Source organism: Peptoniphilus sp., from assembly GCF_022767005.1.
GTDB lineage: Bacteria > Bacillota > Clostridia > Tissierellales > Peptoniphilaceae > Peptoniphilus_A.
Genome location: NZ_JALEOV010000042.1, coordinates 18,127 through 39,638 on the forward strand (window position 1 = coordinate 18,127; position 21,512 = coordinate 39,638).

The 21,512-nt window shown below is 31.5% G+C and carries 21 protein-coding genes; 13 read left to right on the plus strand and 8 right to left on the minus strand.

The window, feature by feature from the left end; genetic code table 11:
• Positions 1-7: 7 nt before the first annotated feature.
• From MR285_RS03385 to MR285_RS03400, 4 genes are read left to right on the plus strand one after another with little or no spacing between them, the layout of a single operon-like run.
• The gene (locus MR285_RS03385; protein ID WP_293558032.1) at positions 8-1,363 is read left to right on the plus strand and encodes a PFL family protein; all 1,356 of its coding nucleotides are present in this window, start codon (positions 8-10) and stop codon (positions 1,361-1,363) included.
• 29 nt (positions 1,364-1,392) lie between these two features.
• Positions 1,393-2,787, plus strand: a complete 1,395-nt coding sequence (locus MR285_RS03390) for an amino acid permease (RefSeq protein ID WP_293558034.1) — start codon at positions 1,393-1,395, stop codon at positions 2,785-2,787.
• Position 2,788: 1 nt separating this feature from the next.
• Positions 2,789-4,408 (plus strand): amidohydrolase, encoded by a 1,620-nt coding sequence (locus tag MR285_RS03395; protein WP_293558036.1) that lies wholly within the window; start codon positions 2,789-2,791, stop codon positions 4,406-4,408.
• A 12-nt stretch (positions 4,409-4,420) separates the two neighbouring features.
• A complete protein-coding gene (locus tag MR285_RS03400; RefSeq protein WP_293558038.1) occupies positions 4,421-4,909 on the plus strand; it encodes a GAF domain-containing protein in 489 nt (162 codons plus the stop codon).
• 200 nt (positions 4,910-5,109) lie between these two features.
• On the opposite strand, the gene MR285_RS03405 is transcribed toward MR285_RS03400, so the two are convergent.
• Together MR285_RS03405 and MR285_RS03410 are read right to left on the minus strand one after the other, a co-directional pair.
• Entirely contained in the window at positions 5,110-5,655 is a 546-nt protein-coding gene (locus MR285_RS03405) for a nitroreductase family protein (RefSeq protein ID WP_293558040.1), read from the minus strand.
• Between the two features lies 1 nt (position 5,656).
• The gene (locus tag MR285_RS03410; protein WP_293558042.1) at positions 5,657-6,346 is read right to left on the minus strand and encodes a DUF188 domain-containing protein; all 690 of its coding nucleotides are present in this window, start codon (positions 6,344-6,346) and stop codon (positions 5,657-5,659) included.
• A 97-nt stretch (positions 6,347-6,443) separates the two neighbouring features.
• Here MR285_RS03410 and MR285_RS03415 point away from each other — a divergent pair, with 97 nt between their 5' ends.
• Positions 6,444-7,616 (plus strand): LCP family protein, encoded by a 1,173-nt coding sequence (locus MR285_RS03415; protein WP_293558044.1) that lies wholly within the window; start codon positions 6,444-6,446, stop codon positions 7,614-7,616.
• Between the two features lie 257 nt (positions 7,617-7,873).
• On the opposite strand, the gene pepT is transcribed toward MR285_RS03415, so the two are convergent.
• The gene (gene pepT, locus MR285_RS03420; protein WP_293558046.1) at positions 7,874-9,082 is read right to left on the minus strand and encodes a peptidase T; all 1,209 of its coding nucleotides are present in this window, start codon (positions 9,080-9,082) and stop codon (positions 7,874-7,876) included.
• Between the two features lie 226 nt (positions 9,083-9,308).
• Here pepT and MR285_RS03425 point away from each other — a divergent pair, with 226 nt between their 5' ends.
• Together MR285_RS03425 and MR285_RS03430 are read left to right on the plus strand one after the other, a co-directional pair.
• On the plus strand, positions 9,309-10,520 hold the full coding sequence (locus tag MR285_RS03425) for a hypothetical protein (RefSeq protein ID WP_293558048.1): 1,212 nt from the start codon (positions 9,309-9,311) through the stop codon (positions 10,518-10,520).
• Between the two features lie 31 nt (positions 10,521-10,551).
• Positions 10,552-11,733 (plus strand): amidohydrolase, encoded by a 1,182-nt coding sequence (locus MR285_RS03430; RefSeq protein ID WP_293558050.1) that lies wholly within the window; start codon positions 10,552-10,554, stop codon positions 11,731-11,733.
• Positions 11,734-11,798: 65 nt separating this feature from the next.
• Here the strand turns inward: MR285_RS03430 and MR285_RS03435 are convergent, their stop codons facing one another.
• Complete coding sequence (locus MR285_RS03435) at positions 11,799-12,221, minus strand: PPC domain-containing DNA-binding protein (protein ID WP_293558052.1); 423 nt, start codon at positions 12,219-12,221, stop codon at positions 11,799-11,801.
• A gap of 297 nt (positions 12,222-12,518) precedes the next feature.
• Positions 12,519-12,992 carry a methylglyoxal synthase gene (locus MR285_RS03440; RefSeq protein WP_293558054.1) on the minus strand — a complete coding sequence of 158 codons (474 nt, stop codon included), beginning with the start codon at positions 12,990-12,992 and terminating at the stop codon, positions 12,519-12,521.
• 117 nt (positions 12,993-13,109) lie between these two features.
• On the opposite strand from MR285_RS03440, the gene rpsF reads away from it, so the two are divergent.
• From rpsF to arsB, 5 genes are all read left to right on the plus strand, one after another.
• Positions 13,110-13,394, plus strand: coding sequence for a 30S ribosomal protein S6 (gene rpsF / locus MR285_RS03445; RefSeq protein WP_293558056.1), 285 nt, complete (start codon positions 13,110-13,112; stop codon positions 13,392-13,394).
• Between the two features lie 9 nt (positions 13,395-13,403).
• Entirely contained in the window at positions 13,404-13,931 is a 528-nt protein-coding gene (gene ssb / locus MR285_RS03450) for a single-stranded DNA-binding protein (RefSeq protein WP_293558058.1), read from the plus strand.
• A gap of 11 nt (positions 13,932-13,942) precedes the next feature.
• The gene (gene rpsR, locus MR285_RS03455; protein ID WP_075659794.1) at positions 13,943-14,167 is read left to right on the plus strand and encodes a 30S ribosomal protein S18; all 225 of its coding nucleotides are present in this window, start codon (positions 13,943-13,945) and stop codon (positions 14,165-14,167) included.
• A 545-nt stretch (positions 14,168-14,712) separates the two neighbouring features.
• Complete coding sequence (locus MR285_RS03460; protein WP_293558063.1) at positions 14,713-15,033, plus strand: metalloregulator ArsR/SmtB family transcription factor; 321 nt, start codon at positions 14,713-14,715, stop codon at positions 15,031-15,033.
• 24 nt (positions 15,034-15,057) lie between these two features.
• Complete coding sequence (gene arsB / locus MR285_RS03465) at positions 15,058-16,113, plus strand: ACR3 family arsenite efflux transporter (protein ID WP_293558065.1); 1,056 nt, start codon at positions 15,058-15,060, stop codon at positions 16,111-16,113.
• A gap of 575 nt (positions 16,114-16,688) precedes the next feature.
• On the opposite strand, the gene MR285_RS03470 is transcribed toward arsB, so the two are convergent.
• The 3 genes from MR285_RS03470 to MR285_RS03480 all read right to left on the minus strand — a co-directional run bounded on the left by MR285_RS03470 (position 16,689) and on the right by MR285_RS03480 (position 20,857).
• Positions 16,689-17,993, minus strand: coding sequence for a YjiH family protein (locus MR285_RS03470; protein WP_293558067.1), 1,305 nt, complete (start codon positions 17,991-17,993; stop codon positions 16,689-16,691).
• A 234-nt stretch (positions 17,994-18,227) separates the two neighbouring features.
• Complete coding sequence (locus tag MR285_RS03475) at positions 18,228-19,952, minus strand: hypothetical protein (protein ID WP_293558069.1); 1,725 nt, start codon at positions 19,950-19,952, stop codon at positions 18,228-18,230.
• A gap of 8 nt (positions 19,953-19,960) precedes the next feature.
• The gene (locus tag MR285_RS03480; protein WP_293558071.1) at positions 19,961-20,857 is read right to left on the minus strand and encodes an aromatic acid exporter family protein; all 897 of its coding nucleotides are present in this window, start codon (positions 20,855-20,857) and stop codon (positions 19,961-19,963) included.
• 149 nt (positions 20,858-21,006) lie between these two features.
• On the opposite strand from MR285_RS03480, the gene raiA reads away from it, so the two are divergent.
• The coding region (gene raiA, locus MR285_RS03485; protein WP_293558073.1) for a ribosome-associated translation inhibitor RaiA at positions 21,007-21,512 on the plus strand (506 nt) is incomplete at its 3' end.

Sequence of the window (21,512 nt, forward strand, 5' to 3'; positions counted from 1 at the left end):
GTAACCTATGGATAAAAGAAAAATTTTAGAAACAGTTAGGATGCTTGACCAAGAAAACCTAGACATTAGGACTGTAACTCTTGGCATATCACTTTTGGACTGTATAGACAAAGATGGAGATGTTGCACGCAAAAAAATCTATAACAAAATAATAAAATACGGCAAGAATCTAGTTGAATATGCAAATGAAGTTGGCAAAAAATACGGTGTTGAAATTGTAAATAAAAGAGTTTCCGTAACACCTATTGCCCTTATTGCAGGTGCAACTGATGAAAAAGACTACACAGAATTTGCAAGGACTCTCGACAAGGCTGCAAAGGAAATAGGAGTAGATTTTATTGGTGGGTTTTCTGCATTAGTTCATGGAGAAATGACGCCAGCTGATGAAATTTTAATAAATTCCATTCCTCGTGCACTTTCCGAAACAGAAAAAGTTTGCTCTTCAATAAATGTTGGAACTACAAAAAAGGGTCTAAATATGGATGCAGTTAAACTTATGGGAGAGATGATTCGTGAAACTGCTATAAAAACTAAGGACGCTGATTCTATTGGTTGCGCAAAATTAGTTGTTTTTGCAAACGCAGTTGAAGACAATCCATTTATGGCAGGATCTTTCCACGGTGTTGGAATGGGAGATGTAGTTCTTCACGTTGGGGTATCTGGACCTGGTGTAGTTAAATACGCACTAGAAAAAGTTAGAGGCAAAAGCTTTGATGTAGTTTCTGAAACTATTAAGAAAACAGCATTTAAAATAACGAGATTGGGCGAGCTTATTGGCACAGAAGTTGCGAATAAAGTAGGAGTTCCCTTTGGAACAATTGATTTATCTCTTGCACCGACACCAGCTATTGGCGATTCTGTTGCACGAATTTTAGAAGAAATTGGAGTAGAGTTTGCAGGAGGACATGGAACTACCGCAGCACTTGCAATGTTAAATGACGCGGTAAAAAAAGGCGGAATTATGGCATCAGATCACGTTGGAGGACTTAGTGGCGCCTTTATTCCAGTAAGTGAAGATGAAGGAATGATTGAAGCGGCGAGAAATGGACACATTGGACTTGATAAACTTGAGGCAATGACTTGCGTATGTTCCGTAGGTCTAGATATGATTGCAATTCCAGGGGACACAAAGGCGTCAACATTAGCTGCAATAATCGCAGACGAAGCAATGATTGGAATTATAAATCAAAAGACTACTGCGGTTAGACTTATCCCAGTAATTGGAAAGGGTGTTGGCGAAGAGGCTATCTTTGGCGGACTTTTAGGTTCTGCACCAATAATTCCAGTTCATCAAGGAAATAGTGAAAGATTTGCAAATCGAGGAGGATTTATACCTGCTCCAGTTCACAGCTTTAAAAATTAATGTAAAAATAAAAAGGAAAGAGGTGTCCTATGAATAATAATTCAAAGAACATTGAAAGGTTAACTACTGAAAATACAGAGTTTAAAAGAGAGATTGGCGTTTTTGGCGGCGTAAGTATTATCGGTGGAATTATGATCGGATCTGGTATTTTTTATCTTGGATCCTATGTACTTCAAAGGACAAATATGAATTCAGGTCTAGCTCTTATTTGTTGGATAATTGGCGGACTTATTACACTTTTTGGTGGACTTTGCTATGCAGAACTTGGCACAGCAATGCCAAAAGCAGGTGGAAGAATTGTTTACTTAAATGAAGCATATCATCCAATAGCTGGGTTTATATCCGGATTTACAGATTGGATAGTGGGAGGACCGGGTTCAGTTGCTGCAGTTTCCATCGCCCTTATGAGTGTTTTTAAAAGTTTTTTCGAAATTTCTGACTTTGGAATAAAAATTTCAGCAATATTTTTAATTATTGCACTTACAATATACAATTTATTTGGTGTAAAGGCATCGTCAATTCTTCAAAATTTATCAATGGTTGCAAAACTTGTTCCCATAGGAATTGTAATGATGGCTGCACTTTTTGTTGGAAAGATAAGTCCTGATTTGAGCCTTGGAAGTGCAATTGAATATTCAAGGACAAGTGATACAAATATCTTTGGCATAATTGCCATAGCTGTTGTTGCAACTTTATGGGCATATGAAGGGTGGACAAACTTAAATACAGTTGCAGAGGAAATAAAGGAACCTCACAAAAATTTGCCACTTGCACTAATAATAGGAATTGGTGGTATAACAGTTTTATATACATTATTTAACTTTGCAATTATGAAAGTAATACCTCACGATGAAATTGTATCCATGATAAATAGCGGCAATCTCTATCTTGGCACAGAAGTTGCAAAAAGAGTATTTGGTCACGCTGGCGTAATTATAGTAAGTGCAGGAATGATACTTGCAATGTTTGGAACATTAAATGGACTTATTCTTGCACAGCCAAGAATGTACTATGCTATGGCAGTGGAAGGTCATTTCTTTAAAGCATTTGCAAAACTTCATCCAAAATATAAAGTTCCGACAGCACCAATTATTGTGCAATGTGTATTTTCTTGTATACTTGTAATGGCATCAAACTTAGACCAGCTTACTAATATGGTAGTAATTACAGGAATGATTTTTTCAGTACTTACAATTTTAAGTGTTCCAATACTTAGAAAAAAATATCCAAATATAGAAAGACCTTACAAAGTTTGGTTTTATCCAGTTTCAGTAATAATAACAGCTCTAATTTTTGCAGGACTTGTAGTTCAAGGTGCAATTGAAGATCCAATTACAGGGCTAACTGGACTTGTAGTACCAGCTCTTGGAGCAATCACTTATATGATTTTTGATGCAAAATTAAAAAAAGAAAAAGGTGTATAAGATGAAAAAATTATTTTACAATGGAAAAGTTTATGTCAATAGAGATGAATTTCAAGAGGCAATTTACACTGAAGATGAATTTATAAAAGAAGTAGGAAAAAGTAAAGATCTTTTAGAAAAATATTCTGATTCAGCAATAGAAAAAATTGACTGCAATGGAAAAACTGTAATCCCAGGACTAAATGATTCACATTTGCACTTTATGCAATTTGGAGAAAGCAGGAACCAAGTTGATATAGAAGGCGTAAAGTCTATTGAAGAAATGATAGAAAGATGCAAAATCTTTATGGAAAAAAATCCCAAGAGATGTGAAAAGGGAATCCACGCAATTGGATGGAATCAAGATTTATTTGTTGGAGATAAGAGAATCCCTAATAGATTTGATTTAGATAAAATTTCAACAGAAATTCCCATTGTACTAGAAAGAGTTTGCGGTCATATAGTTTCATCTAACACAAGGGTAATTGAAATTCTTGGACTAACTAAGGACAGTCCACAGTATCCTGACGGAGAATTTTTAATAGGAGAAGACGGCTATCCAAGCGGAGTTTATACTGCCAATGCTTGCAACTTTGCAAAGGATGTAATCCCCGATTTTACTTTAGAAGAAAGGCGAGAAATGCTAATCGAAACTATGGATTATGCAATATCTTGTGGACTTACATCTGTACAATCAAATGATGTGGGCACAACTTTTATGAATGGACCAGTTGCCTTTGCACTTTTAAAGGACATCTATAAATCCTATAAAAAAATTAGATATAGACATCAAGTTTGTTTCAATGATTTTTCTGAATTTGAAAAATACTTAACTGTTGGAGAATTTAAGTCAGAAGATTATAAGGACAATTACTTAAAACTTGGGCCCCTTAAATTATTTAAGGACGGATCACTTGGCGCAAGGACAGCTTTAATGCGCAACGGTTACAATGATGACAAAGAAAATCACGGACTTCCTTGGATAAAGGATGAAGAGATGAGGAAGTATGTAAAACTTGCAAGCGACAATAATCTCCAAGTCATTACTCACGTAATTGGCGATAAGGCAATTGAAGATACAGTAAAATGTTATGAAGAATCTTTTAAAAATGGCAAAAACAGCCTTCGACACACTTTAGTTCATTGTCAAATAACAGATAAAGAACTTGTAGAAAGAATTGCAAAAGACGACATTTGCGTAATGGCACAGCCAATATTTTTAGATTACGACATGAAAGTAGTTGAGGATAGATGTGGAAAGGAACTTGCAAGCACATCCTATGCCTTTAAATCTTTAAAAGACCTTGGTGCTCATGTTGCCTATGGTACCGATGCACCAGTGGAAAATTTGAATCCTTTCCCAAATATTTACATGGCAGTAACTAGAAAGGACAAATTGGGAGAGCCTGAAGGTGGATTTTATCCAAAGGAATGCGTAGATGTATATGAAGCAATTGATGCTTACACAATTGAATCTGCCTATGTAGAATTTGCGGAAGACATAAAGGGAAGAATAAAAAAAGATTTCTTGGCAGATTTTGTAGTTTTAGACAGAGATATATTCACTATTGACCCAATGGAGATTAAGGAAATTAAACCTTTAATGACTATTGTTGGCGGTAAAATTGTTTATAAAAGGTAGTTTTGATATATTATGACTTTAGAAATCAAAGGAATAAAAAATTTAAACAAAGAGGAAAGACTTGAGTACATGGTGGACTTTGGGAAAGCCACGATAAAAACAGAAAAAGACTTAATCGCCATGATGGCAAATCTTTCTTCCATAATTTTTAATGTAGTAGAGGATTTGAATTGGGCAGGTTTTTATCTCGTGCGTGGAGATGAACTTGTCCTTGGACCTTTTCAAGGTTTGCCAGCTTGCACTAGATTAAAAGACGAAGGAGTTTGCGTCGCAGCTTGGAAGGGACAAAAAATTATGCGAATAGAAAATGTCCATGAATTTAAAGGACATGTAGCCTGCGACAGTGCATCAAATTCCGAGCTTGTCTTGCCAATAAAAATAAAGGGCGAAGTCATTGCAGTTTTAGATTTGGATTCGCCAAAAATAGGCCGCTTCACAAGCCTAGAAGAAAAATATTTTTCTAAACTTGTACAATTTATGGAAGAAGAACTTAATAAGTAAAAATTTGGAGATATTTATCTCCATTTTTTATTGCAGTAAAACTCTTGGAAAAATTTACGTCCAATAAAATGCCATATTTTACTCTTTGAAAAATAAAAAAGATGAAACATAAAAAAATATATGGTTTAGGCAATAAACCATATACCATATAAATTAATTTTTCTTCACCAACATTATTTGACAAAGAGCAAATTATTAAATTAAAGATCTTCTGAAATTATTTTATACAATGCGTCTGATGTCTTTCTTTTTTTCTCGCGAATTTCTTCATTTTTTGCGTAGCCAATTGCTATTATAAGTCTAATTCTACTTTTAGTATTTAAGAATTTTTGAATTTTTTCCTCGTCAAACCAACCTATTACGCAAGTTGAAAGCCCAAGTGTTGTTGCCTCTGCTGTAAAATAAGCCGTAGATATTCCAATATCAACTGATTTAAAATCTTGATTTTTTACCTTAGAGCCAATTTTTGCAGTCAAATTGTAGTTTTCTTCTGTTACAATGGCAAAAGCATTTACATCTTTTGTGAAAGAATTCATCTTTCCAAGTTGAAGGTATTTTGAAATAATTTTCGCATTGTCGCCGTGAACAATGTAATAGTAATAGGGTTGTGCATTGCAAGCTGAAGGTGCAAGCTTCATTGTGTCAAGACAAGTTTGCAATTTTTCTATTTCAACCTCTCTATCTGGGTCATAATCTCTACAAGACTGTCTTACTTTTGCCAATTCTTTAAAATCGTTAAATTCCATATTATCTCCTTAAAAATTCATCTAAACTTCCATCAAAGAAGTAAAAATCCTCGTCACGCATAAGTGCAGGAACGCCAACTCTGCCTTCTTTTACAATTTCGTCAAATTCTTCGGAGAAATCTCTCTCTTTTAAAAATCTCTTTAAGTTTGCCATTGATGCTGTAATGTCTACAATTTCACAGTCCAAATTTTTTTCTTTAATTTCTGCGATTGCAGGTGGGCAATCTGGGCATAAACTTGAAATGAATAGTGTAAGCATATTTATATCCTCCAAAAATTTATTTAATGATCGGTAAAAATTTTGGTCGTCACATTTTTTTCTCTTAGCAATATTAAAGTAAATTTCTTTATTGCGCATTTTTCGGTTAAAGTGACGGCTTTCTAACAATTCCATAATATTATTATCGTCGATGAAATTACCCTGGAAGTCCATGACTTTTGAGCCTTTTGCAAGACCAAGAGAAGACAAGCCTCTATCATTTGTAATCACGAGGTCTCCCTTATTTGCGTGATTTGCGATATAGAGGTCAGCTGCTTCTTTTGATATGTCAACGCTAATGACTTCGCCGTAGTTTGAACTAAAATCTTGTGTATAATTTTTTACAAGTATGAGCTTTACACCATATTTTTTTGCTAGTTTTTCTGTTATTTCACGTACGGGTGATCCGTCTGCATCTAATAATATTTTCATATTTATTTTTTACCCTAAAATAAATTTATCATATCATATAATTAAAAAGTATTGAAAAATTATAAGATTTTATATAGACTTAGTTAAGGAGGTCAATATGAAATATATTTACAGAATATTTGTATTCCTTACAGTTATACTCCTCCTTGGAGCATTGGGACTTACATTTATGTTTATGCCAAGGGGAAAAAAATTAAATAACAATAAAATTATAAATAAAGAAGAAATTGCTGAACCAGAAAAAATTACTGTCTTTAATGAAAATGAAGATATTGTAAATATTTTATTAATTGGAATAGATTCTAGTGAAGTTACTTATGAAAAGGATAAAGATTCTAAGAGAGCTGACACTATTATGGTATTATCAATTGATCCCAAATACGATAGAGTAAGATTATTATCAATACCAAGAGATACATATTATAAGTTAAAGGGTTACGACAATTATAGGATGAATGCAGCTTATTCTCGTGGAGGAATTGACCTACAAGTATCAAGTATTGAGGATTTTCTTAATGTGAAAATCGACCATTATGTAACGGTTAATTATGAAGCAGTAAAGGAACTTGTTGACGCAATAGGTGGAGTTGAAGTTTACACTCCAGAGTACAAGTACACTGATCCCTCAACAATACCGCCGCTTGAAATTGATTTTAAAGAGGGACTTCATTTGTTAAATGGCGATGATGCAGTAAAATATCTTAGAATAAGGAAAATATACAAAGACCAAGACCTCGACAGGATTAAGGCACAACAAGATTTTATAATGAAGATTTTTGAAAAAATGAAGTCTCCAAAAATGCTTCTAAAGCTTCCAAAACTTGTATCAATTGCAAATAAACACATTGAAACAGACATGAATTATGGACAATTATCCTATCTAGCATACTATGGTGTAACTCTCGATAAGGAAAATATAGGAATGAAAACTGCTAACGGAAGGACGAAGAAGGGTTCTCCTCTATATTTTGTTGACAAAGAAAGTGCAAGGTATGAAGCATCAGAACTTGAAAGATTGAGAAAGAATGCAGCTGAAGGTGAAAACATAGAGAATAATTTGACAGAAGAAGATTTACAAAAAATGACAGAAGAAGAAAGAGCAGCAGCTGAACAAAAAATTAGAGATAGAGAACTTAGGGAAAAGTTAAAGAAAGAAGCTGTAAGAAAAGAAAATTCTTCAAATAATTCTAAAGAAGATAAAGAAAAAAATAAAAACACAAGTAAAAAGTCTTATTCTAACGAAAACAAAGATAAAGAAAATAATTTATAAGAAAGGACCTTAGGGTTCTTTTTTTATGAGCTTTTGCAATGAAAAAACGCAAAGTTATTAAAAGAAACCTCGTGCAGAAATATCTTACTCAAAAATTTGTGCTTTCTAAATTAAAGTTCTAAAATAGCAAATTTGATTTACTCAAACATTGTAATTTTTTAAGGAAGATCTTTGTCTTAAAAGGCACAATTCACATAGGCATTTCAGCATGAGGTTTATAAATTAGGTTTATTTTTAATGCAGTGATGATTAAAAATTTATTCGACTAATAATTTTGCAATATTTTTGACAACTTCCTTAGATTTTTTCATTTGGTCAAGGCTCACAAGTTCGTATCTTCCGTGATAATTATATCCGCCAGTGAAAATATTTGGAGTTGGAAGGCCCATGAAGGATAATTTTGAACCGTCAGTTCCTCCTCTAACTGGTCCAATTTTTGGAAGAACACCTGCCCTATCAAAAGCAGTCTTTGCAAGGTCAATTATCTCCATGTGATCTTCAATTTTTTCTTTCATATTGTAATATTGGTCTTTAATTTCAATTTTAATTCGGTCATCATATTTTTTATTTAAAAACCTTGCTATATTTTCAAATAAATTTTTCATTTCTTCAAATTTTTCTTTTGAATGATTTCTTATGATGTAATTCATTTTTGTGAACTCGACGCTTCCCTCAATGCCAATTAAAAGTGAAAAGCCCTCGTAGCCTTCTGTGTATTCGGGTCTTTCTTTTACAGGAAGCATTGAATTAAATTCCATGGCAATTAGTTGAGAATTTACCATTACGTCCTTTGCAGATCCTGGATGAACATTTTTCCCTTGGATTTCAACTTTGCAAGAAGCTGCGTTAAAAGTTTCGTATTCAAGTTCGCCAATTGGTCCACCGTCCACAGTAAAGGCAAAATCTGCACCAAATTTTTTCACATCGAATTTATCTGCGCCTCTGCCTATTTCTTCATCAGGTGTGAAGGCTATTTTTATGTCGCCATATTTTGCATCTTTGTCCTTTAAAAGTTCTTCAATAGCTGAAATAATTATGGCAATGCCAGCTTTATCGTCTGCGCCAAGAAGTGTATTTCCGTCAGTTGTAATAATAGTTTCGCCCTTTAAATCTTTTAAAAAGGGAAAATCAGAGACAGTTGTAGTGAAATCGTCATTTAATTTTATGTCGCAACCATTGTAGTTTTTTATTATATTTGCCTTAATATTTTTGCCTGACATATCTGGAGAAGTGTCCATGTGTGCGATAAATCCAACGGTATTTTTAGCTTTTGCGTTGCCTGGAATACTGCCGTAGACATAACCATTTTCGTCAATTTTTGCGTCAATGCCAAGGCTTTTTAATTCTTCAACTAAAAAATTTCCAAGTTTCACTTGTCCCTTGGTTGAAGGGCAAGTGTTCGAATTTTCGTCGCTAGTAGTTTCGAAAGAAACATAATTTAAAAATCTATCTAAAATCTTTTCCATAAAGAACCTCCAATTCTAAAATTATTTTATCACAGATAATAGTTTTGTAAAAATTTAAGCTTATTTTCAATAAATATTTGAAATTATAAATCAAATTATTAATTTAATTTTTAATTATTGCGATAAAATAAAAAGATAATTATTGACAAAAATAGTGCGACAGAATATAATATTTCCTAAAATAATTTGCTTTACCCATTAAAAGCAATAAAAAGGAGGAAGAAATATGGACGCACTTCAGGCATTATTATTTATTTTTATAGTTTATACAATTGGCGATGTCGTAGCAACTGCCACAAAAAGTATTGTTCCGTCGCTATTTGTTTGTTCTGTAATATTTTTAGGTGGCTTCTGGCTAGGTATACCTGAAACACTTTTTAAAGATTCCCTTTTGTATAATATTGGAGCAGTAACTATTACAACACTTTTAGTTCACATGGGTTCAATGTTAAATTTGGGTCAACTAATTGCACAATGGAAAACTGTTCTTATTGCAGCAGGTGGAATTATAGGTATAGTTATTTTGTTATTACTTGTAGGTAGCCCAATTGTAGGAAAAGAAACGGCAATAGTAGCAGCACCGCCTATTTCTGGTGGAATCATTGCTGGATTACAAATGGCAGAATCTGCAGCAGCTATTGGAAGGAATGATTTAAAACTAATGGCAACATTACTAGTTGTATTGCAAGGTTTTATTGGCTATCCTTTAGCATCATTTTGCCTTAGACGAGAGGCAAATAGAATTTTAAAATTGAATGCAGAAGGACACACTTTTCAAGAAGACGAAGTAGTGGAGCAAAGAGAATTAAAGACAATTTTACAACTCCCACCAAAATACACTTCTCCAAATTATTTTTTGGCAAAGGCAATTTTAATAGCATTTATTGCTACCTTTGTTTCAAGTTTACTAAAGCGAATTGATACGGGAATATTTATTTTAAATGCTTTAGTTAGAATTGATAAAAATGTTTTAGCACTTATTCTTGGCATAATTTTTGCTGAAATTGGATTTTTGGAAAGAGAGCCACTTAATAAGGGTAATTCTTTTGGATTTTTAATGGCAGCACTTATGGCAGTAATATATGGAGGTCTTGCAGGTGCAAGTCCAACAGATATACTTGGAATTTTAGTTCCAATTGTTATTTGTCTTGTATTAGGAACAATAGGTATAGGCATTATGTCTATAATAGTTGGAAAAGTTTTAAAAATCGGACCATGGATGGCATTTGCAATAGGCTCATCAGCACTTTTTGGATTTCCAGGAACTTATGTAGTTTCACAAGAAGTTGCAAGAGGTGTGGCAAAATCTGAAGAAGAAAAAGAACTAGTATTATCACAAATCTTGCCTAAGATGTTAGTCGCAGGTTTTGTAACAGTTTCAATAGGTTCCGTTGTATTAGCAGGAATTTTAGCACCAATGCTAGCACCTGCAATGTAATTTGCTATTTTTTAGTTTAAAAGGAGAAGACATGAACGTAAAAAATTTAATTGAAAAAAATAAAGACTATATAATTGAAATGAGAAGATATTTTCATATGCACCCTGAACTTTCTTTTGAAGAATTTGAAACTACGAAGAAAATTGCAGAAGAGCTAGAAAAGATGGGAATACCATATGAAATACCAACTGAAGAACCAAAGACAGGAGTAATAGGTGTAATTAAGGGTGGAAAACCAGGGAAGACTGTTGCACTTAGAGCAGATATTGACGCACTAAATGTTACAGAAAAAAATGATGTAGAATACAAATCACAAAATGTTGGCAAAATGCACGCTTGTGGACATGACACTCATATGGCAATGTTACTAGGTGCGGCAAAGATGTTAAAAGAAGTCCAAAATGATCTATGCGGAAGAGTTTATTTGATTTTTCAACCAGCAGAAGAAGTTGGACTTGGCGCAAAGTACATGATGAGACAAGGCAATTGGTTTGAAGAAACAGATAATATCTATGGTTCGCACATTTGGTCTGGAGTTGAAGCAGGAAAAATTTCCGTAGAAGCTGGAGATAGAATGGCGGCAGCAGATTTGTTCAAGATAAAAATCAAGGGCAAATCAGGTCATGGCTCAATGCCTAATGAAACAATTGATGCAGTAGTAACTGGTTCAGCAGTAGTACAAGCACTACAACAATTGGTTTCAAGGAATTACTCTCCACTTGATTCTGTAACTGTTACAATTGGATCTTTCCACAGTGGAAATAGATTTAATATCATTGCAGGAGAAGCCGAGATGGAAGGGACAAATAGATATTTTTCAAGAGAAGTTGGCGAAAGAATAGAAAATGATATGAGAAGAGTAATAAAGGGAGTATGCGATGCTTATGGTGCAACTTATGAACTTGAATACACATATATTCTAGGACCAACTATTAATGAGGAAAAATCTTCTCACATTGCAGAAAAAGCCATTGAAAAATTCGCAGGAAAAGATGCAGTTGCCTTAATGCAAAAGACAACAGGTGGCGAAGATTTTGCATTTTATCTTGAAAAGAAACCGGGATGTTTTGGCTTTGTAGGATGTAGAAATCCATTAGTTGGTGCAGACTTCCCACATCATAGTGAAAGATTTAATGTAGATGAATCTGTACTTGCAAATGGTGCAGCAACTTATGCACAATATGCAATTGACTTTTTAAATGGGGAAGATTAAAAATTTAAAAATAAAAAGAAAAAAGAAAAAAGGCGAGATCATTATGATGATGCGCCTTTTTTAAATCAATCAAATTTATAAATATTTATACCAGTGTATTCGTCTTTTTGTCTTTCAACTATGCCGTCAATTATGTTTATTGTTAGTTCGCAAGTTACACTTATCTTAGCACTTTTTAAATGACCACCAAAGACCGTTCCTTCTTCATCAGATGCTGAGATGTGAAGATGAGGGTAGTATTCTCCATCTAATGTTGAGATACTTCCTATTATCGATAAGATTTCAAATTCGCCCTTGAAATTTTTCTCTTTATAATCTTTTTTTGAAACACTGTAAAGTCCAATAGTAAAGTCGTCTGTTGCACCAATGCCATAGATGCTTGCAAGTTTAATATTTTCCTTTAAAGCAATTTCTTTTAATTTTTCGTGAACTTCCTCAGTTCGGTCAATTCTTGCGATTATTTTGTCGTCAAATCTTTTGTAATCCATAAATCCTCCTATTTTTATGTGCATAAAATATCATTACAATACATACCAAGATTATCAAATGCAATGTTAATTAAAAATACAAAAAACAGGGTAATGCAATGACTCCTGCCCTTTAAGTTTACTCTTCCACTATCATTCTTTTATCCATTATTTTGCAAACTAAAATTTTTTGTGAACTTGTAATTATTTTTTTCACAGCCTTATTATTTCTGCCATAAAGGCTATTAATTTAAAAAAGATGTAATCAAAGAGTTTTAAAAGTTTTTACAAATTAATTTTACCACTTATTTTTAAAAGTTAATCAAAATCACTTTTTGAAATTCTTTCTTCCACAGAATATTCGTTATCTAAAATTTCAACATCGTACTCCTCGTTAAACATTGGCGAAGATAAAATATAATCAGCTGTAGTTGGTGATGTGGCAAGGGCAATATTGTATAAAGTGGAAATTCTAAGCAGAGCCTTTACATCCGGGTCGTGAGGTTGTGCCTCAAGGGGATCCCAGAAAAAAATTAAGATATCAATTTTTGAATCTGAAATTTTTGCTCCAAGCTGTTGGTCGCCACCAAGGGGACCAGAGACAAGCCTCTTTACATCGAGAGAAGTCTCACGAGAAATTAATGCAGCAGTAGTTCCTGTTCCAATAAAATTATGATGCGAAAGTTTTTTTTCGTGTTTTTTAACCCAATTTAAAAGTTCTTTTTTCTTGTGATCGTGTGCAACTAGTGCAATATTTTTCTTTTTGTTAACTTTGATTTTTTTTACTTGCATAATTACCTCAATTTTAAAAAATCTTGACTAAATTTCTTCTTTAATATATAATATCAAAGATTGAAATCCTTGCATAGTTTTTTTAACTATGCCGAAGACCATGAGGAGGTGAAAAGTATGAATAAATACGAAGCGGTGATTATGTTTTATCCTGAAGTGGAAGAAGAAAAGAGAAATGCTTCTTTCGACAGACTTAAAAAGGTAATCGAAAAAGATGGTAAAATTAATAATGTTGATGAGTGGGGCATGAGAAAATTAGCTTACGAAATCAACTATAAAAAAGAAGCTTATTATATTTTCGTTGAATTCGAAACAAAACCAGAAGACATTGCTGAAATCAACAGAGTCGCAAAGATTATGGACCCAGTTATGAGACAAATGATTATTAAAGTTGAAGACTAAGGAGTTTTTATGAATTGTGTTAACTTAATAGGAAGACTAGTAAGAGATCCAGAACTTCGTTATGCGCAAAATGGAACAGCTATGTGCACTTTTACAATTGCTGTAGATAGAGCTATGTCAAGGCAAAAGAAACAAGAAGCACAAGCTAACAATCAGCCAACAGCTGATTTTATCCGCTGTGTTGCTTTTAGACAAACAGCTGAACTTGTTGCCAATTACCATAGAAAAGGAAGTCAAATTGGAGTAGAAGGCAGAATCCAAACGGGAAGCTACGAAAAAGAAGGAAGAACTGTTTACACAACTGATGTAATTGTAAATAGTATTTCATTCATAGGTTCAAGCCAAGGTCAAAATCAAGGTGGATTTAATCAAAGCCAAGGTGGATTCAATCAGAACCAAAGTGGGTTTGATCAAAATCAAGGTGGATTTAGCAATCAACAACCAGTAAATTCTGCTTATGGAAATGATTTTTCTAACAATGATGGTGATGATGAAGACGGATTTTTCCCTGTTGACAATGACCAAATACCATTTTAAGGAGGGTAAAAATGCAAAGAAGATTTGGCAGAAGGAAAAAAGTAGATCCTTTTGAAAAAGATAAAACTAAAAAAATTGATTATAAGGATGTTGAAATGCTAAGAAACTATATTTCTGACCGTGGCAAAATTCTTCCAAGAAGAATCACTGGTTTAACAGCAAAGCATCAAAGAGAAATGACAGTTGCTATTAAAAGAGCAAGACAAATTGCACTTATTCCATATAGCGCTGATTAATATGAAAAACTGTTGGGTAACACCAGCAGTTTTTTTATTGTAAAATTTAGCTATTTATGCTTTTTGAAACACTAATAAAAAGTGAAATAATAGTTAAATTTAAAAAATACTTTATTTATTTTGAAGAAATATTTATGAATTTTATTTTGTTAATATCTTTGTCTGATATTTTCATTTAAAATTTTGTGTTTGCAAATCCTAACAATAAACTATAATCCATTAATAATAGAGCTAGAATATTTTGATTGTTATTTCAAATTAATTGTACTTTATTTTTTAGACTTACTCTTAAATATGAAGACGCTAAAAATGAAACAGTTTCAAAAGTAAATAAATTTAAATTCATGAGTATTGAAATAGATATTGCAAAACTTTTAAGTACTTATGGAGTGAATTCTAGGTACTATAAAATTATTTGATTTATAAAGATTAATTATTAGAAATCTCAAAGTGTATGGGATTTTTTTACTCAAAATATTTTTTAAAGCCAACAAACATATAGACAAACGTCGATATGTTTTGTATAATGTTTCAAGAGGTGGAATATGTCAGTTGATAAAAAAAATATTTACATGAATTTTTCTAAAAAGTTAAAAGTTTTAAGCGATCCAAAAAGATTAGAAATTATAGATTTATTATCTTGTAGAGAGTTATGTGCTTGTGAGATTTTAGAATATTTTCACATAACTCAACCTACGTTATCTAATCACATGAAAAAGTTGGAAGAGGCAAGTTTTACAAAGAGCAGAAGAGAGGGAAAAAATATTTATTATACGCTAAATGAGGAAAGTTTTAAGGATATTAGGAATTTTATTGAGGAAATTTTTACAAGTACTGAAGATTGTATTTGCAATAAAGATTTTTAATGAAATTATTTAAGGAGAAGAGAGATGAAAAATAGATCAAGGAATATTAATTTTTTTCAAAAGTATTTGACAGTATGGGTATTAGTTTGCATGGTAGCTGGAATTTTGTTTGGAAAAATATTTCCGGGAATTATAAAAGCAATATCAAATTTACAAATCAAGGGGATTTCTGTTCCCATTGCGATTTTAATTTGGATAATGATTTATCCAATGATGATAAAGGTGGATTTTAAAAGTCTAAAAGAAGTTGGCAAGAATCCAAAGGGTTTATTTGTTACTTGGGTTACTAATTGGCTTATAAAGCCCTTTACTATGTTTGCAATTTCATATTTTTTTTTCTTTATAGTTTTTAAAAGTTTAATTCCAACTGATCTTGCCAAGGATTATCTTGCTGGAGCAGTTTTACTTGGAGCAGCTCCATGTACTGCAATGGTTTTTGTCTGGAGTGCATTAACGAAAGGGGATCCTGCCTATACAGTTGTGCAAGTTGCCACAAATGATTTAATTATACTTGTTGCATTTGTTCCCATAGTAAAATTTTTGTTGGGAGTATCCAATGTAATTGTTCCTTACGAGACTTTATTTGTAAGTGTGTTACTTTTTGTTGCGGTGCCACTTGTTGCAGGTGTAATCACAAGAAATTATGTTCTAAAAAGTAAAGGAAGAGAATATTTTGAAAATGAATTTGTAAATAAGTTTGATGGTTCGACAACGATTGGACTTCTATTAACCTTAATATTAATTTTTAGCTCTCAAGCAAGTGTAATTGTTGAAAACCCAGTGCACATTATTTTAATAGCCCTTCCTTTAATTATACAAACATTTTTAATTTTTACTATTGCTTATGTAACAAGCAAATTTTTAAGGCTTCCATATAGAATCGCTGCACCTGCAGGACTAATTGGTGCGTCAAATTTTTTTGAACTTGCAGTTGCTGTTGCGGTGGCATTATTTGGAGTAGATTCAGGAGCATCTCTTGCTTGCACTGTTGGAGTTTTGACAGAAGTTCCTGTAATGCTTATTCTTGTAAATATTGCAAATAAAACTAAAAGCTTTTTTGAAAAAGATAGCATAGCTTAAAAAATAAAATATAAAATAAACTAGGGTGCAGTAAAGTTATAGTATTTACATGGAAGAAGTTAATTTTCAAAAACTATTGTAAAACTTTTAGATATTGACATTGCCAGAATCATGAGATGCTATGTTTACTCTATCTTTTTGAAAAGTAAGTACAAATACAATTGGAACTTAAAAGATACAACAGGCAAAAGCGATGAGAATTTTAAAGAAATTATAAAAAATTTAAAATAATATAAAAATTTTAAGAGAAGACATTTTAAATGAAAAATAAAAATTTAAGAATAAAAACAGCTAGACATTTAAATTAGGGTGTACCAATAAGGTTAGACCTCAGAGTTAGTGGCTATATTAGCTGTGGTACTTATTTGTCATTTTACCAATCGGGTTTAGAGTTTTTATTCTGTATTTTTTAGACTTAAATATCCTACGTTTCTTTCAGGATATTCTTTTAATATTTTACTTTAAGTTCTGTACTATATTTTGTCAAAAAACTGACCTTCATTAGTTGTTTTTTAGTCCAACTTAATGAGGTCAGTATAAATCTTTATATTTTTGTACAAATTTAATTAAATTATCTAGAAAAATAGATAAAGTATTGGCATTGAGATAACTATACTTAAAATTATTCTTTCAACCCAAATTATAATGTAATCTGAGAATTTTAAAGGTATTTCTGTTCCCATCATTACAGGTATTGATGCTGAGAAGAAAAGTATTTCTGATACAGATACTATTGCTACAAGCATTCTTGCTATTAGTCCAAGTCCTGCATTTGCCACTATTGGTGCTGGTAAAAGCATTTCTGCAATACTCATACCAAGTGCTTGAGCCACCATAAGTGGTTCTTCCACTTTAGTTATTAGTGTGAATGGATAGAATATATATCCAATTATGTGGAAAATTGGAGTGTATTCTGCAAGTAAAAGTCCAATCATACCTACGCCTAGTAGTGAAGGTGCAATGTTAAGTGCCATTTTAAATCCATCGATAAAGTTTTCTTTTATTACAGAAAGTAATGATCCAGAATTTTTAAAAGCTGTCATTCCAGCATCTACTGCGTCAGAAAAAGCAATTTTTTTCTTTGCTTCAGGAACATATTCTTTACCTGAATAATATTCTTGTGGTTTTCTATTTAATGGAAAAATTCTAGCAGTTATTGCTGTTACTAAAAATGTTACGAATAATGTAATCCAGAAATAAGCTAGCCAATAATCCATTATGTTCAAAGTATTTGCCACGATAATCATAAATGTCGCAGATACTGTTGAGAATCCAGTTGCTATAATTGCAGCTTCTTTTTTTGTGTAAGTGTCTTCCAAATAAACTCTATTAGTTATTAAAAGTGCAAGAGAGTAAGATCCTACGAAAGATGCAACGGCATCGACTGCTGATCTACCAGGAGTTTTAAAAACTGGTCGCATAATAGGTTCCATAAATACACCAATAAATTCCATAAGTCCAAAGCCTGTTAAAAATGCCAAAAAAACAGAACCTATTGGCACGATTGTTGTTACTGAGACCATAATTCCATTCCAAATAAGTGGAAGCATATCACCTTCAAAGATTCTTGCAGGACCCTTATTTGTTACATACATAAATAAAAATATTAAACTCACAAGTTTTAGAGCAAAGAAAACTAAGTGAAGTTTGCTTTTTTGCCATGATTTTGTCTTAATTGCATATGCTATTCCAGCAAGTACCATAAATATACCAAATACAAAATTATAATTTGGAATCTTTTTCACAAGATTAGTAATGTGGTCAATAGGTATTGTATTTGAATCCCCTATTTTCACTGGCACGAAAAACATAAAAATGCCAAAAAGTGCGTAAATAATAAATAATGTGATATCCATCGAGTTAAATTTTTTCTTTACCATAATAATCCCCCTTTTATAATATATTATTATAATATGTATTATTATAATAATATGTTTTTTTTTATTATACCACATTATTAACAAATGAAAACGTAGTTCATAAAATTTAAGTTTAATTTTTAAAGATAATGATCATTATTTTTGCACTATACTTATTACAAATAATTGTCCTAAAGAATAGAATTTTTAATTATATATTCTCTAGGATCTATTTTGGAACAAGTTATTTTATTTTCAATTGAAGTTAACTTTTATTATGTTATCGGAATTTACTTTTTCTGTATTATAATAATTGAAAATGTCTTTTCCAAGTTTTGTAATTTTTATTTCGCTGAAATCTTTTTTAGATTCTATAACTCCCAAGTCCTTTAAAATACTTAATAGAGAAGATTTTTCTACGTCAAATTTTTCGCCCTTTATAGAAGATTTTTCATTTAAGTTTTTCAAAAAATCAATCACAAAACTTGTGTATTTTTCATAATTTTTGCCAAAGGCAGATTTCAAAAACTCTCTATTAGTAAGAGATTCTGTCCAAATGGAAAGTTTTGTGAAGTCGTCAAAGGATTGGTAATTGTCGGCATAATCTGTTAGATAAAGTTCTTCTGGTTCATCTTCTTGTGTAATAAGAGTCAAATATTTTTTCACCATAAAAGTAAAGTATAGCTCGATAAGTGGAAAGTGTGTATTCTTAAAAGTTTTGACATCCTTTGTTGGAATTAAATGAATTGACTTTGCAAATTTTTCGAGCATGGCAGGAGATAAGTCCCCAGATTTTAATTTATTTACATAATTCATGTCTAAAAAAGTAAGAAAGTTATCAAAATTTTCTATAAATTTATTTTCAAATACAAAATCTTTATTCTCTGAAAGTATGAGTAAGATATCGTCATCAAAATAAAACCCACCTTCGCTATTTTTTAAAAGATCTAAATAATAAAAAATATTTTCTTTAATTTCATTTAAGTCCATCAAGATATTTTTCACATCGCGACCCATGGTAAGAAGCTTTCCATAAAAGGCGATTAAAAATTCTAGGGAGTTTGATAGTTCCATGCGATTTAAAAATTCTCCAGATTCAGAAAGGTACTCAAATATTTTTTTATAGTCGATGTCATAATCCTTAAAGGTTTTATTTTCTTCAAATAAAAAGTTAGCGTAGATTTTAGAAAATAAGTTTATAAAAAATTCAAGAATAAATTCAGCATCAGCATTTGAAAAAATTTTCTTAAAGATATCTTTATTTTGCAAAACTAAAAAATCTTCTTCGTAAAATTTATCCAGTAAATATTCAAAATTATTTATTTCATTGCTATTTTCATCGTTAATTGAACCTAAAAGTTTATTATTTATTGATTCTAAAGTAACTCCAAAGACAGAAATTATATTTAAAAATTCTCTTTTTAAGAAATCCCTATTCATTGTTATTGGACCATAGTTTTCTTCAATGTGATAAAACAAATTGGAAATATTGTTGTAAAAATCAATGAATACTTCTTCGTCCATCATTTGAGTTACATTAAGAATTGCATTTCTTTCGCCAGCTGCGAAAATTCTATATAGACCAAAATCAGATTTTGTAATGTCGATATTTGTATAATTTTCCACTTCAATATATTCATCAAGGAAAATATCGAAAAATAAATAGTGATCATTTTCTTCTTCTATTCTAAAAATAGAAACATAGGACTCTCTTAAAACTTTTATGAAGGATTCCAAGTCTTTTACTTCATAGTTAAGTTCTTTTAGCATTTTTTTTATTGTAGAATTGGCACTTTCTTCATATTCTTTAAAGTCAAAGAGAAGAAAAGCCATAATTTCGTCGCTTTTTCTTATATTTATATAGGGGCTTTCTAATATGGGAGCAAAATCCCTTTTGTTATAAAATTCTTTAAAAGCTAAAGTCTTTTCTGTCAAGAGTCTTTTTGCTATTTCATAAATTTCTCTTGTTTTTAATTCCATTTTTTCACCTATTCTTTTTCAACTAATTCTTTTAGTTGGTCCATATATCTTAGAATATATTCAATGTGATAATTATAGACACTGTCTACTTCTGTTAAGTCTTTTGAAGTAGGTTCATTTAGATCATATCGCTTCTCTATTTCTTTTGAAATATCTTCTTTAAAGTAATTGGTATTCATACTATTTATAACTTGAAGCCGAAGGGAAATATTATCCAGTAGAGAAACTATTTGTGATTCTCTCCATATTGAATGGTCATGGTGAAAAGGAGTTTTAACTTCCTTTTCTAAAAGTTTATATAGTGTGTTTACATTATCAAAGTCTGAGTTAAAAGAAGATAAGTCAGTTTTTTTGTCGTAAATAATTTCTCTTAAAGCTTTATTTGCAGATTGGTAGCATTTTTTTGAAGCATCGATAAAATTTTCCCAGATATTTGGAGAAGATATAAAATAATTTACTAGCACACCTACAACTACACCTATAATTGTACCTATAATTCGATTTAGTGCATAAGAAGCCTTGTCTGAATTGGAACAGAAACTTGCCACAAATACTATACATGACAATTGTGTCATGTCACGCATCTTCACAAGGGCAAGTATATAAATTATTATCAAAATTCCAGTGCCGCCAATAAGTGGTTCTACTAGGTATGGCACAGATATAATTGAACTGAGATAACCAATTATTACACCTACAATGCAAGTGAAAAGTCTTTTTTTCATATCTGCCAGAGATTCTGACATAGAAGGCTTAATTGAAGAAATTGCAGCGATGGATACAAATATTGGCGAGTTCAATTTCAAAAGGTGGGAGATGTAAAGACCAATAACAACTGCTAGAGCTGTTTTAATTGCACGCATCCCAATTCTATATTTGTAATCTATTTTATTTTTTATAGCCATTTAATCAACTCATTTAAATTTTATATTTAATATACATAATAATTATACCAATAATAAATCTAAAAGTACATTTTGATAAGTTATGAAAGCGTTGATATAAATTGTAAAAATTGGGTAAAACTTTAATATAGAAAAGGAGAGTGACGTTTATGTTATTGAACTTTGTTGGAAAAAACATTGAACTTACAGAATCTTTGAAGAACGTGGCAGAGAAAAAATTCTCCAAATTGGATAAATATTTTTCAAAAGAAGTTGAAGCGAGAGTTGTATTCTCAACAATAAGAGAAGAACAAACTGTGGAAGTTACAATATTTTTACCAAAGACAATTATCAGAGCAGAAGAAACTACAGACGATATGTACTCTTCAATGGACAACGCTGTGGATGCACTTGCTAGGCAAATTAGAAAACATAAGACTAAATTAAAGAGAAGATACCAAAATAATGAAACTATTAGATTTGACGAAATTGTAGAAAAAGAAAAATTTGAAGAACCAGAAAAGAAAATAGTTAAAAGGAAAAATTTCGAACTTAATCCAATGAATGAAGAAGAAGCAATTCTTCAAATGGAACTTTTAAATCACAATTTCTTTGTATTTTTAGATGCAGATACTGATGCGGTTTCTGTAGTTTACAAAAGAAAAGATGGAAATTA

Excerpts from the sequence above, each read along its gene's own strand:
- arsB (WP_293558065.1), top strand. The coding sequence starts at position 15,058 with ATGAAAAATAGATCAAGGAATATTAATTTTTTTCAAAAGTATTTGACA.
- MR285_RS03385 (WP_293558032.1), top strand. The coding sequence starts at position 8 with ATGGATAAAAGAAAAATTTTAGAAACAGTTAGGATGCTTGACCAAGAA.
- MR285_RS03430 (WP_293558050.1), top strand. The coding sequence starts at position 10,552 with ATGAACGTAAAAAATTTAATTGAAAAAAATAAAGACTATATAATTGAA.
- MR285_RS03470 (WP_293558067.1), bottom strand. The coding sequence starts at position 17,993 with ATGGTAAAGAAAAAATTTAACTCGATGGATATCACATTATTTATTATT.
- MR285_RS03410 (WP_293558042.1), bottom strand. The coding sequence starts at position 6,346 with ATGAAAATATTATTAGATGCAGACGGATCACCCGTACGTGAAATAACA.
- MR285_RS03440 (WP_293558054.1), bottom strand. The coding sequence starts at position 12,992 with ATGCAAGTAAAAAAAATCAAAGTTAACAAAAAGAAAAATATTGCACTA.
- pepT (WP_293558046.1), bottom strand. The coding sequence starts at position 9,082 with ATGGAAAAGATTTTAGATAGATTTTTAAATTATGTTTCTTTCGAAACT.
- MR285_RS03395 (WP_293558036.1), top strand. The coding sequence starts at position 2,789 with ATGAAAAAATTATTTTACAATGGAAAAGTTTATGTCAATAGAGATGAA.
- MR285_RS03480 (WP_293558071.1), bottom strand. The coding sequence starts at position 20,857 with ATGGCTATAAAAAATAAAATAGATTACAAATATAGAATTGGGATGCGT.
- MR285_RS03405 (WP_293558040.1), bottom strand. The coding sequence starts at position 5,655 with ATGGAATTTAACGATTTTAAAGAATTGGCAAAAGTAAGACAGTCTTGT.
- MR285_RS03400 (WP_293558038.1), top strand. The coding sequence starts at position 4,421 with ATGACTTTAGAAATCAAAGGAATAAAAAATTTAAACAAAGAGGAAAGA.
- MR285_RS03390 (WP_293558034.1), top strand. The coding sequence starts at position 1,393 with ATGAATAATAATTCAAAGAACATTGAAAGGTTAACTACTGAAAATACA.
- rpsR (WP_075659794.1), top strand. The coding sequence starts at position 13,943 with ATGCAAAGAAGATTTGGCAGAAGGAAAAAAGTAGATCCTTTTGAAAAA.
- MR285_RS03460 (WP_293558063.1), top strand. The coding sequence starts at position 14,713 with ATGTCAGTTGATAAAAAAAATATTTACATGAATTTTTCTAAAAAGTTA.
- MR285_RS03475 (WP_293558069.1), bottom strand. The coding sequence starts at position 19,952 with ATGGAATTAAAAACAAGAGAAATTTATGAAATAGCAAAAAGACTCTTG.
- MR285_RS03415 (WP_293558044.1), top strand. The coding sequence starts at position 6,444 with ATGAAATATATTTACAGAATATTTGTATTCCTTACAGTTATACTCCTC.
- rpsF (WP_293558056.1), top strand. The coding sequence starts at position 13,110 with ATGAATAAATACGAAGCGGTGATTATGTTTTATCCTGAAGTGGAAGAA.
- MR285_RS03435 (WP_293558052.1), bottom strand. The coding sequence starts at position 12,221 with ATGGATTACAAAAGATTTGACGACAAAATAATCGCAAGAATTGACCGA.
- MR285_RS03425 (WP_293558048.1), top strand. The coding sequence starts at position 9,309 with ATGGACGCACTTCAGGCATTATTATTTATTTTTATAGTTTATACAATT.
- ssb (WP_293558058.1), top strand. The coding sequence starts at position 13,404 with ATGAATTGTGTTAACTTAATAGGAAGACTAGTAAGAGATCCAGAACTT.